This window comes from Desulfoluna sp. (assembly GCF_030145185.1).
In the GTDB taxonomy this organism is placed as follows: Bacteria; Desulfobacterota; Desulfobacteria; order Desulfobacterales; family Desulfolunaceae; genus Desulfoluna.
Map to the genome: position 1 here is coordinate 1 of NZ_JAQYWB010000096.1, position 17,741 is coordinate 17,741.

At 50.2% G+C, this 17,741-nt stretch carries 11 protein-coding genes; 6 read left to right on the top strand and 5 right to left on the bottom strand.

Translation table 11 applies throughout. The features are described 5' to 3' along the window. The first annotated feature begins 39 nt into the window (after positions 1 to 39). From Q1Q75_RS20500 to Q1Q75_RS20525, 6 genes are all read left to right on the top strand, one after another. Positions 40 to 810 (top strand): ABC transporter ATP-binding protein, encoded by a 771-nt coding sequence (locus Q1Q75_RS20500; RefSeq protein ID WP_300674647.1) that lies wholly within the window; start codon positions 40 to 42, stop codon positions 808 to 810. 1,364 nt (positions 811 to 2,174) lie between these two features. After that, positions 2,175 to 3,083, top strand: coding sequence for a formate dehydrogenase accessory protein FdhE (locus Q1Q75_RS20505; protein WP_300674649.1), 909 nt, complete (start codon positions 2,175 to 2,177; stop codon positions 3,081 to 3,083). An 84-nt stretch (positions 3,084 to 3,167) separates the two neighbouring features. Continuing rightward, entirely contained in the window at positions 3,168 to 6,230 is a 3,063-nt protein-coding gene (fdnG, locus tag Q1Q75_RS20510) for a formate dehydrogenase-N subunit alpha (protein WP_300674652.1), read from the top strand. Beyond that, entirely contained in the window at positions 6,227 to 7,021 is a 795-nt protein-coding gene (locus tag Q1Q75_RS20515; protein ID WP_300674655.1) for a 4Fe-4S dicluster domain-containing protein, read from the top strand. The genes fdnG and Q1Q75_RS20515 overlap by 4 nt, the downstream gene beginning before the upstream one ends. Before the next feature lie 355 nt (positions 7,022 to 7,376). Then, on the top strand, positions 7,377 to 7,820 hold the full coding sequence (locus tag Q1Q75_RS20520) for a cytochrome c3 family protein (RefSeq protein ID WP_300674657.1): 444 nt from the start codon (positions 7,377 to 7,379) through the stop codon (positions 7,818 to 7,820). Between the two features lie 1,154 nt (positions 7,821 to 8,974). Continuing rightward, on the top strand, positions 8,975 to 9,775 hold the full coding sequence (locus tag Q1Q75_RS20525; RefSeq protein WP_300674661.1) for a hypothetical protein: 801 nt from the start codon (positions 8,975 to 8,977) through the stop codon (positions 9,773 to 9,775). Positions 9,776 to 9,998: 223 nt separating this feature from the next. On the opposite strand, the gene Q1Q75_RS20530 is transcribed toward Q1Q75_RS20525, so the two are convergent. The 5 genes from Q1Q75_RS20530 to Q1Q75_RS20550 all read right to left on the bottom strand — a co-directional run bounded on the left by Q1Q75_RS20530 (position 9,999) and on the right by Q1Q75_RS20550 (position 16,527). Beyond that, entirely contained in the window at positions 9,999 to 10,232 is a 234-nt protein-coding gene (locus tag Q1Q75_RS20530) for a hypothetical protein (protein WP_300674664.1), read from the bottom strand. 842 nt (positions 10,233 to 11,074) lie between these two features. Beyond that, positions 11,075 to 13,570: a S8 family peptidase gene (locus tag Q1Q75_RS20535; RefSeq protein WP_300674667.1), complete on the bottom strand. Its 2,496-nt coding sequence runs from the start codon at positions 13,568 to 13,570 to the stop codon at positions 11,075 to 11,077. A 6-nt stretch (positions 13,571 to 13,576) separates the two neighbouring features. After that, a complete protein-coding gene (locus Q1Q75_RS20540; RefSeq protein WP_300674670.1) occupies positions 13,577 to 14,545 on the bottom strand; it encodes an AAA family ATPase in 969 nt (322 codons plus the stop codon). A 1,128-nt stretch (positions 14,546 to 15,673) separates the two neighbouring features. Continuing rightward, positions 15,674 to 15,871 carry a hypothetical protein gene (locus Q1Q75_RS20545; protein WP_300674673.1) on the bottom strand — a complete coding sequence of 66 codons (198 nt, stop codon included), beginning with the start codon at positions 15,869 to 15,871 and terminating at the stop codon, positions 15,674 to 15,676. Positions 15,872 to 16,089: 218 nt separating this feature from the next. Beyond that, positions 16,090 to 16,527, bottom strand: coding sequence for a type II toxin-antitoxin system antitoxin SocA domain-containing protein (locus Q1Q75_RS20550; protein ID WP_300674676.1), 438 nt, complete (start codon positions 16,525 to 16,527; stop codon positions 16,090 to 16,092). Positions 16,528 to 17,741 lie beyond the last annotated feature (1,214 nt).

The following is a 17,741-nucleotide window of genomic DNA, read 5'->3' on the forward strand; positions in this document are numbered from 1 at the left end:
CCGGTGTTCATCGGGCTCATTTTAAGGAGGAGGTAACCCATGGACCTTGATGTCGATAGGTTGTGCTTTGAACGGGGATCTCAGCAGATCCTTAATGAGATCAGTTTCATCGCCAAACCAGGCGAAATCACGGTCATTCTGGGCCCCAATGGCGTGGGCAAAACCACGCTGTTAAAATGCCTGAATCGACTTTATACCCCTACCAGCGGTGGGGTGAGCATCGGCGGACGAGACGCAAGTCGCATGGCACCACGTCAAATTGCCCGGCACATTGCCTACGTGGCTCAGCAAAGTGAAACAGCCCACATCACAGCCTTTGATGCCATTCTCCTTGGACGAAAACCTCACATGGGCCTGCGGCCAAGGCAAGAAGACTTAGAAAAGGTCGATGCCGTCATTACACACCTCGGCCTTGCGGATCTGAGTCTGAAACCCCTGACCCGCATGAGCGGAGGCGAACTCCAGAAGGTCTGCATCGCAAGGGCCCTGGCCCAGGAGACAGATATCCTGTTGATGGATGAACCCACCGCCAGCCTTGATCTCAAAAATGAGATGCGCATCCTGAACCTGATCAGGCACATTGTGGAAGATCACCAGATGGCAGCCGTCATCACCATGCATGATCTTAATGCCGCCCTTCGCTACGGCCACCGGTTTCTCTTTTTAAAAAACGGAGGCCTTCATGCCACCGGGTCGATCCACGAAGTCACCCCAAAGATGATCGCCGATGTTTACGGCATGAACGTCGAGATTCTCCACCACAACGGCTTGCCCCTGGTGGTGCCGGTGGATGAATCAAACGCCGCTTGAGTTCAGAGCAAGAGAGAGCCTCCGGCGGTCCTGTCGGGGGCATAAGCGGAATAGTTACCTTTATTTTTTGCCTGACCCATTAAAGCACCTGGCCCCATGTCCCACCATATCCCCATGTCCCACCATATCCCCATGTCCCACCATATCCCCATGTCCCACCATATCCCATATCCCACCATATCCCCATATCCCACCATATCCATATCCGTTCCATATCTGCTGTATGGGTTCGGGCCGGGGGAGGCCCCCGACAAAAAAGCTGTGGCATGTATGTGATACCGATTAAAAGGCGTCGCTCGTTGGCATGTGACACCGGAGGCCGTATCGATGGGTTTATGATCCCTCTTTTTTTGGAGCGCCGCACTCCGGTGCGGCTTTTCCGAGTTTTATCATCCTTCAAATAAAAATTTACCAAAGAGTGCCGGGTGCCAGGCTCCGCCTTGTCGGTATAAAAGCCGGGGCGCTGGGGTGAACTGCACAGTTTGCGGGGTTTCGTGTTTGGAGGCAGTGGTTGTGGGCGTTATGGGGACAGGCGAAAAATCGTCAAATTACAGATTTCACAGATATGAACAAGTGGGGGGGCAGGAATAACAAAAACAGGGTTCCCACGAATATAGCCCGGATATTTCACGAGTTGGGTGCGCTCATATGCAAGGTATCAGAGCTGAAGATGTAGTGGTTTACCTTAAAATTCTGATAACGCGGCAGATGAGTGCACCCGGCTCGCCCGAAGGATGAGAAAATTAGACAGAATACCGTGGATTACATTTTGCATTTTTGAAACAACTAAAAATATTGCGGCAAAGAACTGTAATTACGAATTATTCCTTAGTTCTGATTGTTTTCTCATGAAATATCCGGGATAGCGCCTCTCGTCTCGTCCCTGGTTTTCTGGTCTCCTTCTTCCCGAAGTGTTCCCAGGCGATTCTTTTTCGACGTCTTTAAGGGGTCTTCCGTCCACCTGCGTGCTGTTCATTATAAGATAAGCCCTGCTTTAACTTGAATCTGTCGCATTTCTTTTATCAAAATTAGTAATTGATTCGTTAAATATTTTTTATACCAAGCTATGTGGGGATAGTTTTCTCTGGTCCCATTCCTCTGATTTTTTGGCTATTTTTTTGTGATGCTTTTGTTTTTTATTTTTTTCTTGTTTTCCTAATTTTACTGTGGTGTAAGACATGATACGGCATCAACATATGTGAGTGGAATCGTGGCGACCGAGGTTTGACAACAGGTCTTGGGTCTCGATTTTTGTCTTTCTCCGCATCGAAGGCACGTTGTTCGAATGAAACGGGTATGAATCAACGATCTCAGTCTGTTGGTGAGAAACGAATCACGTTGAGCCAACCCGAAGGAAAATAGTTTTGGAATCAACCGAAAAAAGACAGAAAAATGTATCGAAGACGCTGAGGGTATTGAATAAAAAAGAGCATCTACCCCAGGGCTTGATCCGACTTTTTACAAAAATATTAGCATTGCAGCTGGAAGCACACACCCATGTTTCGGTGGACTTTTCTGGCTTTGATTTCCCTTCGCTGTGTCGCAGCGTCGGACAGGGTGGGTCATGCCTGTCGCCTCAAAACTTTCCCCTGGACAATAAAAATGGCGTGGCGCTGTTTTTTAGAATCGTTGCGCTGATCACCGATCCGGCAGAGGAGATACCGGAGCCCATTGTCAGGGCCGCCGGTGAGGTAGCCAGGGGGATCGAAACGAAAACGCTGGATCTTGAGCAGGCATTTCGGGAATCTTTGTCCGGGGAAGGCCCCATCCATACCGCCTGGGCTCAACGCACACCAGAGGCTCCGGGTATCCTTCGATTTCTCATGCTTGCATCCCTTGAACCCTCCTTGCACGCAGTGGAACAAATCCTGGGAGATCATCTTCATGGGGACGGAAAGGTCAGCGTCATCCGTCAGACCGGAACCTGCCCGATCTGTGGCAATCTACCCTATATTCTTGAACTTCGCGGGAAGGAAGGCGTTCGGTTTGCCCTGTGTTCCCTCTGTCGCCATGAATATCGTATTCGGCGTCTTGCCTGTCCTGTCTGCGACAGCAACGATTTTGATAAGATTGCGTATTTTACCGTGGAAGAAGAACCCGGATTTCGGGTTGAGACCTGCGAGAGTTGCAACACGTATATGAAGACCATCGACTTCCGTGGGCTGGATAGACAGGCCTGTCCCGAATTCAATGACCTGGAATCCATGGCCTTGGATTATCTGGCTGCAAAGCAGGGGCTGAAGAGATCGACCTTGTCCGTCTGGGGCATTTGATCATAAACGTTTCTCTGGCGACATCGCCTTCGAGTGAAAATGATTATTCAAGATAACCAAGAGTGAAGAATGGAAGGAGTTGTCATGGAAATTTCTCGCAGACATTTTGTAAAATTAGCATCTGCGGCAGTTGCGAGTGTGGCTGCAATTCCAGTTTTCAGCGGTTTGGGGCGTGCTTCGGTGGAGCCGTCGATGGCTCGGGCGACAAAGCTCGACCCGAAGTGGAGTAAGCAGACCACCTCAATATGCGCCTTCTGCTCTGTGGGGTGCGGCCTTCTGGTGAACACCTCCCTGAAAACAGGACGCGCCATCAATATTGAGGGGGATCCGGATCATCCCATTAACGAAGGGGCCTTGTGCGCAAAGGGCGCCGGTGCCATTCAGATGACGGAGAACCCGAACCGGACGCTCAAGTGCCTGCACCGGATGCCCTACGGCGATACCTTTGTCGAGAAGGATTGGGACTGGTGTAAAAAAAGGATTGCCCGCCTGATCAAGGAGTCCCGAGACCGAACCTTCGAAGAGAAGAACGCCCAGGGGCAGGTGGTGAACCGGACCCGCGGTATCGCATCTCTGGGGTCAGCCGCCATCGACAACGAAGAGTGCTATGCCATGCACAGCTTTATGCGCTCTTTGGGTCTGGTCTACATCGAACACCAGGCCCGTATCTGACATAGCGCAACAGTTGCGGCTCTGGGAGAGTCGTTCGGACGTGGCGCCATGACCAATCACTGGAACGATCTGCAAAACAGTGATTGCATTTTAATTATGGGCAGCAATGCCGCAGAGAACCATCCCATCTCGTTTAAATGGGCACTCAAAGCCCAGCAGCGAGGTGGAAAGATCATCCATGTGGATCCCCGTTTTACCCGCACATCGGCTAAATCGGACCTGTATATGGGGCTGCGGTCCGGGACGGATATCGCCGTATTGGGCGGGATGATCAAATACATTATCGATCATAAAAAATACTTTCTCGACTACATGAGAGAGTACACCAATGCTTCCTTTGTCGTCGGGGAAAGTTACTCGTTTAAGGATGGGCTTTTTTCAGGTTTTGACCCCAAAACAAGGCGTTACGATAAATCGCAGTGGGCCTTTGATATGGATGAAAAAGGGGTCCCCAGGCGCGACATGACCCTGGCTCATCCCCGCTGCGTGTTTCAGATTTTAAAGAAGCACTACAAACGGTACTCCCTTAGTAAAGTCTCTTCCATGTCGGGCATCAGCACTGCGGACCTGACCGCCCTGTACGAAACGTATTCGGCCACAGGCAAGAAAGATAAAGCGGGGACCATCATGTACGCCATGGGGTGGACACAGCACTCCGTAGGGGTTCAGAACATTCGTGCCATGGCCATGATTCAGTTGATGCTGGGCAATATCGGCATCGCCGGTGGCGGTGTGAACGCCCTTCGCGGGGAGTGTAACGTTCAGGGGTCCACGGACTATGCCCTGCTCTACCATATTCTGCCCGGCTACCTGAAAACCCCCCTTGCCGGTCAAGAGACCCTTTCTCAGTACGACACGGCCTACACACCGGTGAGCGCGGATCCCATGAGTGCCAACTGGTGGCAGCATTATCCCGCCTATTCTGCCAGCCTGATCAAGGCGATGTATTCCGAAAACACTCCGGAAGAGGGGTACCAGTACTTACCACGGCTCGATGATCATGATCCCGGTAAGTACTCCTGGATTCCCTTGATTCACCGGATGCATGAGGGCAAATTTTCAGGGGGGCTGATCTGGGGCATGAACCCTGCCTGCTCCAGCTCCGACTCCAACAAGACCCGAGAAGCCTTGGGCAAACTGGACTGGATGGTGAATGTAAACCTCTTTCAGTGCGAGACCAGTGACTTCTGGAAGGGCCCGGGCATGGATCCGTCGAAGATCAAGACGGAAACCTTTTATATCCCCTGTGCCTCGGCCATTGAAAAGGAGGGCTCTGTTTCCAACTCCGGCCGCTGGATGCAGTGGCGTTACAAGGGGCCGGATGCCCCCGAAGGCATTTTGTCCGACGGCCACTATTTCCATGAGTTGTGGGAAGAGGTGGCGCGCTTGTACGAGGAGGAGGGCGGGGCGTATCCCGAACCCATCACCCGTTTGAGTTTTCGCAACATGTGTGAAAAGGATGCCTCCGGGCATCATCACTTCAGCGCGCAGCAGACGGCAAAGCTGATCAACGGCTGGTTCACCCGGGACGTCACGGTCAAAGGGAAAGCCTTTAAGAAAGGGCAGCAGGTGCCCAGCTTTTCCTATCTCCAGGAGGATGGCTCCACCACATCGGGCAACTGGCTCTACTGCAACTCCGTGACCGATGAGGGCAACAAATCCGAACGCCGGGATAGCAGCCAGACAAAGGAGCAGGCGCGTATCGGACTCTTCCCCAACTGGACCTGGTGTTGGCCCGTTAACCGCCGCATTATCTACAATCGGGCCTCCGTTGATGCCAAGGGCAACCCCTGGAACCCCAAAAAATCTGTGATCCGATGGGATGGAAACCGCTGGCAGGGAGACGTGCCCGACGGCGGCTGGATCCCGGGATCTCGGCATCCGTTTATTATGAGAAAGCATGGGCTAGGCCAGCTGTTTGGACCGGGACGTGCCGACGGACCCCTTCCTGAGTATTACGAGCCCCTGGAGTGCCCTGTGGACTCCCATCACTTCTCCTCGCAGCTGAGCAACCCCACGTCGGTATTGGTGGGAGATGAGGAAAAGGCCGTGTGTGATCCCCGTTATCCCTTTGTGGGGACCACGTATCGAATTACGGAACACTGGCAGACGGGGTCCATGACCCGCTGGCAGTCCTGGCTTGTGGAGGCTGAACCCCAGATGTTTGTGGAGATCAGCCCCGAACTTGCCAGGCTGCGAGGCATTGAAAACGGGGAAAAGGTCACCGTCGAAAGTGTTCGAGGCTCCCTGTGGGCCATTGCCATGGTGACCGAGCGCATCAAGCCCTTTCTCGTGAAAGGCAAAAAAGTTCACATGGTCGGCATGCCCTGGCATTACGGCTGGGTGACCCCCGAAGGCGGTGGCGATTCGGCCAATATCGTTACACCCAACGTGGGGGACCCCAATACCGGGATTCCCGAATACAAGGCCTTTATGGTGAATGTCCGCAAGTGGAAGAAGGGAGATAACGCGTGAAAGGGAAAAGTTTTTTTGTCGATTTGACCCTCTGTACGGCCTGCCGAGGCTGCCAGGTTGCCTGCAAACAGTGGAAAAATCTGCCGGCAGAGAAGACTCGGAATGTGGGGTCTCACCAGAACCCACAGGATCTTTCGTCCAAGACGCTTCGGCTGGTCCATTTTAAAGAGGGACTCAGCAAAGAGGGCAAGCCGATGTGGCATTTCTTTCCCGAGCAGTGCCGACACTGCCTCGAGCCCCCGTGCAAATACATCTGCAACCTCTATGCCCCCGGAGCCGTCGTTCAGGATGCCGAGACCGGAGCCGTGGTGATGACGGAGAAAACCATTTTGCAGACCGCCGTGCGCCGCGTGAATCTTGAAAGCTGGCAGTTGTGTCCGTACAACGTTCCACGCATGGATGAAGAGACAGGGCGCTGGTTTAAGTGCGACATGTGCATCGACCGGGTCAAGGTCGGGATGCTGCCTGCCTGCGTGCAGAGCTGCCCCACCGGGACGATGAACTTTGGGGATCGGGACGAGATGCTCGCCCTGGCAAAAAAACGCCTGGCAGAGGTTCAGAAAAGTCATCCCGACGCCTATCTCGCAGATCCTGAAGCGGTTCGGGTGATCTATCTTTGCGAGACGAAACCGGAAAACTACCATAAATCGCTGTTGGCCTCGGCCCAACAGAGAGAGTCGTTACTGGCCTCGGCGGAGCAGGAAAAAGCCCATCAGGTCATATCTCGGTCCAAGGTTTCCCGCAGGGATATCCTGACAGGCCGGATGGGTAGCCGCACCGAAAAGGCTTAACCCGGATATTTCATGAGAAAACAATCAGGACTAAGGAATAATTTGTAATTACAGCTTTTTGCAGTAATATTTTCAGTCGTTTCAAAAATGCAAAATGTAATCCACGGTATTCTGTCTGATTTTCTCACCCTTCGGGCGAACCGGGTGCACTCATCTGCCGCGTTATCAGAGCTTTGAGGTAAACCACTACATCTTCAGCTCTGATGCCTTGCATATGAGCGCACCCAACTCGTGAAATATCCGGGTTAAGGGCGCAGGAAAAAAATAAAAACACCCAAAACAATGCCTCCGGCGGTGATGCATTGTATAACGATTTATTTCGAGCAGCCTACGCCGGAAGATCAGAAGGGAAATGATGAAAAAAATAATCTTGGTATGTGTGGCGTGTTTAACCCTGACCTTAGGGGCCAGCTTTGCGGTAACGGCGGATGAAGGCACGGTATTTAAAGCTCCCAAGGATGGTATGAAAATCGATTTTATCAAGGGCAACAGCCAGCGGGATCTTGCCGTGGAGTTCAATCACTCGACCCACAACGAGTACACGTGTGCCGACTGCCACCACAAGATGTTTCAGCTCAAAGGCAAGCGTCCTCCGAGAAGTTGTGTGGAGTGCCATGACGATGTCGATGTCAACGCCGCCAAAGGGTACAGAAGTTATTTCAAAGCGATGCATAAGATCCGGCAGGCACCGAGACCCTCTCGTCCGGCCTGTGTCAGCTGTCACACGACGAAGTTCGGTAAAAATAAGGAGATGACGGGGTGTGCCACCTCTTCATGCCATGCCACAGGGCTTAATTAAACTACAATCTGTCACGTGATGTACGAAAAAAAGAGATGATCAAAACAGGCCTGTCCGATGATTCGTACGGGCCTGTTTTTGTCTGTTGCGAAAGTAGGGCGTAGCCGCTTAACGCCCAAAAAAGCCTCCGGCGGCAAGGTGACGCCACCTTTCAGCCGTTGACTTTAACCGGAATAACTCCGGCGGCAAGGTGGTGCCACCTTGAAAGCGGGTTACCACGATGGGCAAAAAAGTGTTCTTCGTTCCTGGTTCTTTGTTTTTCGTTCAATGAATCGCTACGCTCGTGTCTGATAAAAAACCATTGGTATTAAGTGCTCTCCGGCTATATCATTCCATTCACCATTCACCATTCACCATTCACCACTCACCACTCACCACTCACTTGTATTCATCTCCTCTCATTCGATCTGTCGTAACCTTTTATTCCACAAATTGAAATGTCGGATGGGCAAAGCGCGAAGCGTGCCCTTCATTGTTCCCGGTACCTCACTCGTCACAAAGGTATCGGTCTGGGCCAGGCAAGCGGTGAGGGCTTTCATGGGGATGTTACCGAGTATCAACCTTTCCGCTTGTCATCCGGGGTGTTTTTCATGGCGTATGTTGCCTGTCCCCATTTCCCGGTTTTCCCCTCACTGCAGAGTGAATGGTCGAGTATATAGAGCTTTTATTTGATCAGGCGTCGCGCGTGAGGAATACGTTCTGATCTGATCTGAGCTTTTTCTATTAATCAAGATATTAGATAATTACGTCGACATGCGTATATACTTAATAACAGGAAAAAATGTTGAGATAATATGCTGATATTACATCCGTATTGGGTATGTATGGATGCTTTCTGATTTCTTCTCTGGTGAACGATAGGGTTGATTCGCGGTTGACCTATTGGGAACATTCCTATAATTTTAAACCTTTCATTTTCTACTGTTCGGGTTTGCTGGTTCCTGTCGTCACCCTTCAGGTGAGCCGAGGCCCATCTTCTACGTTACCAGCGTTTTGAGGCAAAACACGGCCTCTACAGCTCTGGTGGCTTGAATATGAATGCACTCGACTCGTCATATATCCGGGTCAGAATCACGGGAATAACAGGAGATGAGAATCGGTTGATTGGAGTTTGCCATCAGGGCTGTATCTGGTTTTTGTAAAGGGAGGAAACGATGAAACGTTTATGGAGAGTGCTTGGGCTTTGCGTTTGTTTGATGATGGGTCTCGTCGGTTGTATCATTGATTCGGATTCTGAGATCGACCCTCCCGAAACGGATTACAACGCCATCTCCATAGCCCGTTCAATGGCGGGGGTAGAGGCGATTGAGGGCGTTGCCAGAAATCCAGAGTGTATGGATGGTTTCAGGGTCATAGCCGAGGAATCTGCCCTTGGCAGGGTGTCCGAGGATGGAAATGATCTGGCCAAAGTGCGCATGACAGCGTACCAGGCGATGTATGAATCGATCGCACGCCAGCCGGAAGCGATAGATGAAATTCGGGAGATTACAGAGCTTGCTGTGGGGCTGACAAAGCAGCGTGACCCTTCCCTGAGAGACGAGGAGGTGGAGATAGCACGCCTGCATTCGTTTTCAGAGCTTTATACTGCACTCGCCCGGCAACCCGCTGCTTCCGAACTTCTGGTTGCCGCAGCCCTTCATTTTGCCGGAGGACCGAAGGCCACCCTCACCGATGAGGAAGCAAAAGCACGGTTGGAGTCCTTCGGGGTGTTGTTCGAGGCGATAGGGCGGAACCCTGAGGCCACGGACAAACTTCTTGGGGCTGTGGAGACCCTCACTGGGAGTATGGATTATCTGTCGAAACCTTTGAGCGACGCAGAACGATGCGGAAGGCAGTCTGCGCTTATAGGGTTTTATGAAAGCTACGCTCGAAATCCCGAGGCAGAGCTTCTCTTCGAAAAGGCATCCCGAGTGCTGCTGGGATTTGAGATGGATCTGCCATCCACCGACAACTAACCAGAATATTTGTGAAATATCCGGGCTAAGGCCCGGCGCAAAATAAAACGGACAAAAAACGACGCCTCAGGCGGTGGGGTGTATGTAGAGACACGGTGGGTGTCGGTCTGGTATAGGTAAGCGGTGAGGGTTTCATTGGGTATGTCACAGGGCCTCGACCCTGCCGCTTGCCATTCGGGGTGTTTTTCATGGCATAGGTTGCCTGGCCCCTGGTTTCCTTTTGTTACGTAGATATTTTCTCGTTCATCTCATTATTAGCTTCATCTATTTCTTTGAATCCATGCAGAACTTCGGGGATTGTTTTGATAATGTGAACTATGCTGAAAACCAATATGCCATGATGTACGCCAATTGAAAAGTCTCCAATTCTTTCCCATGTTTCATAACAAGCTGTAAAAAGCAGGAAAAACCCACTGATAAAATTCAAATAAGGACTGGTTGTAATTTTTTTTAGCATGTCTTATTTCCTGTGAAGTTGAGAACAAATCAGGTAAAGTAATCACAAAGTCAATTATCGGGCCACACGTTGTACAACCGCATTTCTTTTTTTCCATTCTATAACTCATATAAATACAGAATTTAATCTTTAATACAATCAGTAAATAACCAACTGTTGTCATGGTTCAGCTCGTGATGCCAGAGGTTGTGGCTGGAACTAAGATTTCGAACACAATGAGGTGGTAAGAAGCTGGATTGTTTTGTCGCCCATTTGATAGACATCAAGGCATTCGGTCTGGGGCAGGTGATCGCCCTGGCGTTTTAATAGCGTAGGTACATGTTGCCTGTTCCTTGGTTAGCACTCGTGCCTTATAACAAAAATCGTTGGCATTCGATGCTCTCCGCAGATAATTCCACTCACCACTTACTTGTGTTTGCCGTAACCCTCTATTCCACATGATAAAATGTAGGATGGTCAAAGCGCGAAGCGTGCCCATCATTGTTCGCGTGACCTCACGCATCACAAATACGCTGACGCAAAATCAATAGATGTCACCGCTGGCGTGGAATTGGGAAGCTTGATCGATATATCGGTTATGGGAACAGCCGAAAAAGCGGTGGGCCACAGATTTCACAGATATGCACAGATGGGGGACAGAAAAAGTAAAAACAGGGTTATCACGAAGGGGGAAAATGGAGGCCAGGGTGTATGATTTTGTCCGATGCCAAGACGTAACCCCTTCTATATGAAGTGATGGCCGAGTCTGTGAAATTTTAGAATTGTTGCTTTTGGCAAAAGGGAAACCTTGTATCGAAATTGGGGACCTTTTGAAACTGCCCTCAAAACCTGACCTCTACCACCTAAATTCCAATCTCCACCGGCACAGCAACACCTATTTGAACCGCAACAGGGGTATAAATATCCACACTCTGTTCAGGTGTTTCAATTGAAACGATAAGCGAGTATCGGGTCTTCCGATTCCACTTCATTAAATGCGTCCGTTCTTTCCACCAACCGATGGTGGGATAAATAGCAATGAGATTTGAAGCGGCCAGTTCGGCAGCGGATCCTTTCCAGATATCTGAGTGAATAGAGCCCTTGTCGCGAGCTTGCGCTCCAAGTACCCAATGATTGGATGCACTGCGGGTTCCGGGGTTTCCATTCTCTTCGTCTCTGGCCTCAGCGTTGATCCGCCTTAAAAACTGATCTTTCGATTCTGTTGGAGAGTTCAGGTCAAAACGAAGGCCATGGGAAGCATAGCGATAGCGATCTTTCCAACCTATCTCGCCGGGACCTGGCTCGACGAAATAGGAGAGAGTGATGCGCATTTTTACTTCCACTGAATCAGACAAGCTTTGAAGCACTTCCCGCGGCCACGGCAGCGTATAAAAATGCATTTCATGGGTTCGATACCCGCTTCCCGTGTCCTTCTTATTAAACGGTTGCAGGTCCGACTGTGCGATGAGTGTAAGACTATTACCGGCCGAGTAAAGGGCCTTTTTTAGATTTGGCACACCGTATCCACAAACCCGGAGCAACTTTTTGTAAGACCCCTTATTCTCATCTTTAAGAAACTGCTGCTTAAGAATATCTGTCCACTCAGCAGAGTGCACCATCAGTCCACGAATCGACTCAGGCCAAAAGTCTGGATACGCCGTCTGAATCTGCGCGGCAAACCAAGCGGCTTGAGCAGTGGCAGCACTTGTCATGTTAAAGGGATAAAAATGAGACTGCTGGGGATCATAAAAGGTAGAGAGCATGGAGAGGTCATCACACTCGGTCACAAAGCCTGTGGAAGATTCCCTGGCAAGGTTCCCGCCTTCCATCACAACCTCCGGCTTGATGGGCCACATATCATTCCAGCTCGCTGATGTTGTGGAAAAGGGGGATAACCCATTGAAGGGCGCCAACGCTTCGTATCCTGAAAGGGTTGTATCCCGGATATGATCAAGCTGGGTGTAGGCACCAACCGTCAGCGCATTCCAGGCTTGTGCCGGGTCATGAACGGAGTCTGTTTCCTGGGCATACGGATAGTTTTTGCGATCTGCCAGGGAGGCATTGCCTGCGCTGAGGATGAACAACCTCTTCATGTCATCCTCAGCACCGGAACAAACCTGATCCACTTCAGCGGACCACGACGAAGGCCTCCCCCGGTCCCTGATGTCATCAGAGGTCACCGCCATACAAGTAATCCTTTTTTTATCTGGGGCTTGAATCTCTGCTCTGTAAACACCTTGCGCGGAGATATATCCCCATAACTCCGGTTCATTTGCTCCTGTGGGAGGCAAAATCTTGACGGATTCGAGGCAATGCGCCACTTGAATTGACTGATTATTTGAGAGTACCTCCTGCAAATTTCCGTAAGCAGAGACGCCTGCCATCAAGGTGCCGTGTTTGTCATGATCATGGGTGCCCCATTCTGGATAAACACTCTGACAATCCAGGGAATCAAGAAGAGGTGAGATCAATGGATGGCCGTTGTTGACCCCTGTATCCAGAATGCAAACCGCGACGTTAGACTCACTATCAACTTCTATCCTGTCCAGAATAGAGTCCGTCCAATCGGCTTGCTCTCTGTTTGCCTGGTCCAGCCAGAAGGCTGCTGTCTCTTTAGCCCGTCGATATTCTGCGATATCGTCAGAAAGATGCGTGAGGGCCTCCAGCTGGGTACGGGTTGCGATGATCACTTTGACTGCTCGCTCGGGAAAACGAATCACACCAGATTTTTGAGGGATCTCTAATTGGGCCAGGAGGTCTTCAAAAGAGTGGATGACGTCATCTCGCTCAGAGCTGAGCCAGACTTCACACCAGGCCGGTTCATCGGAAGGGATTAGATTTCTCTGGTCTTGCCAAAAGGATTCGACATCAAGGGCTGTGCGAATGTCTGAGATACTCTCGATTAGTTTCGCATTTTTCGGTTTTCCTGAAACACTCTCTTCTTTTGCGTATTGTTCAATACGGTTAAAAAAGAAATCTTTCTGCTTATGCGGGACAAAAACGGTGGCGTAGGTCGTTTCAGGGCCATTTCCTTCACCTTCAACCTCGGACCGAATATTTAACAGACGCACCTTATTAGAAGGATCTTTTCCGCTTAAACGCTCAAGGCTCCGGGTGACCAGCTCGTAACCTGGCTCCCCTTTAAATTCGAGGTAGATGCCCTTTCGGTTTGAATGATAAACGACGCTCTCATTGAGAGCCGTTTCCCATGCGTGTGCCAATCGTTGTTTTAATAAGGCACCATGCTCAACTCGAATTCTTTGTGGTTGTGGGAGTGGGGGGATGGGAGGGCTGCTGCCTTTTGTATACCGATTCAGCTCATAACCCGTAACAACAAGATGAGGCAGGTTCGTTTTCATTCACCGTTATCCTTTGATACCACCATGCACCCTCTGTCGTTCTCTGATGGTCACAAGCAATTGAGTTGCCTTTATTTTATCCCGATCCGAAAGAATCGCATCCTTGATAGCATCACGGCAGGCATAATCTACCTCACCATGGCTCAGTCCATCGCTTTCTTTTAACACCTGCTTCCAAGAGAACCGAGTCTCAATAAATAATCCCAGTACATTGGCAATCAGATCTTTTCTTTGAGCCGGGTCCGGATTGTCATAATAGAGCACATCGTCAAATCGTCGGAAAAGTGCACGATCCAGGAGTTTAGGATTGTTCGTAGCCGCGATGACAAGGCTGTCCGAGGTGTCCTGCTCAATAAACTGCAGAAAGGCATTCAGAACACGCCGCATCTCGCCCACATCGTTTTCACTGGAACGATCTCCGCCAATGGCATCAAATTCATCAAAGAGATACACACCATGATTCTGTTGAATCATATCGAAAATTTGGCGCAGTTTGGCGCTGGTCTCCCCCATGAACTTCGTTACCAGACGATCCACTTGAATCGTATGCAATTGAAGGTGAAGTTCTTTGGCGAGAACCTTTGCTGTCATCGTTTTGCCTGTTCCAGGCGGGCCGATAAGCAGGATCTTTCGTCGATGCTTTAAGCCATGTGACTTCAGTTTCGCCTGTTGACGATATTCGTGCACGACGCGATGGAGTCTATTTTCGATCTCATCAGTCATCACCATTGCAGAAAAAGGAGTTGACGGCTCTTCGGTCAGAACCAACCCTTTAACGGCCCCCGGAAACGCTATGACCTGTGGTCCTTTTTTTTTCCGTTCACTATCGATAATGTTTCGAATCTCATGGGCCAGTGCCTTATGCCCCTGTCGGGCTTCATGGGCCGCCACCTGAAGGGCAATGGAATAAAAACGTTCCATGTCATCACTGAAATGAGATTGAACCAATGATTTTATCTGTTCTGCTGTTGCCATACATTCCTCTGGGTTATTATCTTTTCCGAAACGTATCATGCTTTTATCGAGACTTCCAGCTCCCCGTGCCGTCGTCCCTGACGCTGGTGCTGACGGGGTCAGGGACGACGGACCAGCGTCGATCAGGGGGCTAAGACACCGGCAAGGGGACGTGACCCCTTATTCCTGGGAACAGGCGAAAAAGCGGTGGGCCACAGATTTCGCAGATATGCACAGATGGGGTATAGAAAAAGCAAAAACAGGGGTACCACGAAGGGGGAGAACGGAGGTCAGGATGTCTGTTTTGTCCGGTGGCACTGCGTAGTCGCAGGCGAAGACGGATCGTTCCAATCTGGGCTCGGGCCGGGGGAGACCCCCGGCAAAAAAGCCGCGACGGAGCACGGCGCGCCCAGGAGGGTGTCGTGCCTCCGCCCGTTGTCAAATTCCTGGCGGTGTGGGCTTTCGGTGAGCTTTGCTTTCTTTAACGCCTCAAAGGCATGGATTTTCGGGCGCGCCGTGCTCCGTCGCGGGCTTTACGTGATACCGATGGAAGGCGTCGCTCGTTGGGATGTGATACCGGAGGGTATATCAATGGGTCTATGGCCGCTCTTTTTTTTGGAGCGCCGCACTCCGGTGCGGCATTTCCGAGTTCCCCTCACCCCTCAAATAAAATCATCATGAAGAAAAGCAAGGGCAGGGACCAAAAGCGTTCTTCGTTTCTGGTTCTTTGTTCTTCGTTTCTGGTTCTTTGTTCTTCGTTCAATGAATCGCTACGCTCATGCCTGATAAAGAAAACCGCTTGCATTAAGTTCTCTCCGGGTAGAGAATTCACCATTCACCATTCACCATTCACCATTCACCATTCACCATTCACCATTCACCATTCACCATTCACCATTCACCATTCACGTGTATTTCTCTCCTCTGACCCGATCTGCCGTACCCCTATATTCCACAGGATAAAATGTAGGTTGGGCAAAGCGCGAAGCGTGGCCATCAATTGATTGAAGGACCGCTGCTTTGGCTTTTATGGCGATTGCATGGCATGGATTCGTTTTGGGGGATCATTCAATGAAAGGCGTTGGCGCATTATGAGAATGTGATGGGATTTGATGGCGTCGAATGTCAAGACTCTTTTTTTTATCACCATTAGTGGTCATAGAGAGTAAAGTCCCGGTCTACCCACAGGATATGAAATACGGATTTATCTCGATACCCCACCATGGGAGCTTTCCCGTTGAACCGAAAAGCGATCAGGTTGACATCCTGGCCTGAGAGGTGGGCCGGGAGTTCTGTATTCAATGAAGACGTAGCGATTTTTTCGTAACCCATACCATGACGCGGCATCTGTCTCAGCTGACGCCATGTACTCCGGCTTAATTTGAAAAGGGTGTCTGCAAAAGCAGCCTTTTCATCTTTGGTACAATGAGATAGGCAGTGGGTTTTGGTGATGTGCTTTAAAGAAAAGAGAGGATGTTCAAGGTCGTGGTTTGGTGAAGATGGCTCCGAAGGTGCTATTCGCAGCCCTTTATTCGGAGTCTTCTTCTTTAATCGGCCCGCTCTCATCAGTTGAGCTGAGTTTTGAAATATTCGCGCATAGAATCCTGTGCAATCAGGTTCCCTGGTTTGTCCTTGGCTTCAAGCCAGGGCAACTCTTCATGGGTCATATTGCGAAGCTTCCATGCAGAAAACTGGCCCAGAACGTCATACACTTCATCGAGCAGCTCTCGTACATCTGTCGGGATCTTTGTTAAATCGAGAGATTCAGGCGTGGGTATAGCGCCAGCCCCATATTCTTTGAATCGGTGGTACAGAACGGGAACCACAGGGCCATGGGTCCATGCATTAATGGGCTCATTGAAGAGCGGGCGGTCAAACAGCGCCAAGTGGTACCCTTGAGCATAATAGACCAGCTTTTGAAGCTTCAGATTTGATATCAGGTCGCCTGCTTCTTCGTCCGTCAAGGACAAAAAGTAGTCTGCAACATCATGGCATGTGAGCATGGTTTACCCCCTTGAATCTTATGATTTATTCCATGTTCACATCTATGGAATTGTAACCTATTGGTTCTATATATGTGGCCGACTGTTTATAATGTCAATGATTTTGATTTTTGTTGGGAATAGGGATGTTCGCGAAATACGTTTCGGGAACATATTGTGCCATATTTGATCTCTTCTAATTTTTAATATGGTTAGGTTTTAAAGCAACATAGCCATTTTGACCGTGCGGACAAAATGGCTATGGGTTGATTAGGACCTGCAGATTCGGCACGGCTTGAATCCTACTGGAATTGTTGAGTATGGGTGTTTGTTTTTGAGTTGGGATTATGTCCAATGGCAAGACGCGATCCCTTTGGGAACAGGTAAAAAAGCGGTGGGCCACAGATTTCACAGATATGCACAGATATGCACAGAAGGGGGACAGAAAAAGCAAAAACAGGGTTACCACGAAGGGGAGAATGGAGGTCAGGATGTCTGATTTTGTGTTTTGTCCGATGTCAAAGCGTAGCCGCAGGTGAAGACGGATCGCTCCTATACGGGTTCGGGCCGGGGGAGGTCACCGACAAAAAAGCTGCGACGGAGCACGGCGCGCCCAGGAGGGTGTCGTGCCCTCATCCGTTGGCAAATCCCTGGCGGTGTGGGCTTTCGGTGAGACTTGTTCCCTTTAACGCCTCAAAGGCATGGGTTTTCGGGCGCGCCGTGCTCCGTCGCGGCATTTGCGTGATATCGATGGGAAGGCGTCTCTCGTTGGGGTGTGAACCCGGAGGCAATATCAATGGGTCTATGACCTCTTTTTTTTTGGAGTGCCGCACTCCGGTGCGGCTTTTTTGAGTTCCCTCACCCCGCAAATAAAATCACCATGAAGGACACGAAATCGACCTTCGGTCAGCACGAAGAAAAGCAAGGTCAGGGACCAAAAGTGTTCTTCGTTCAATGAATCACTACGCTTATGTCTGATAAAGAAAGCCGTTGGCATTAAGTGCTCTCCGGGTAGATCATTCCACTTACCACTCGCTTGTATTCATCTCCTCCCTTCGATCTGTCGTAACCCTTTATTCCACAAGATGAAATGTAGACATAATGATTGCCAAGTAGAACCTGCGCTCCATGAAAAGCGTGGATTATGCATTATATTAAGAAAATAACGCACAGAGCCAAAATCATGGAGGCAGGTATGGAACCAATTTTATCGTATGTCGGTCTTGACGTACATA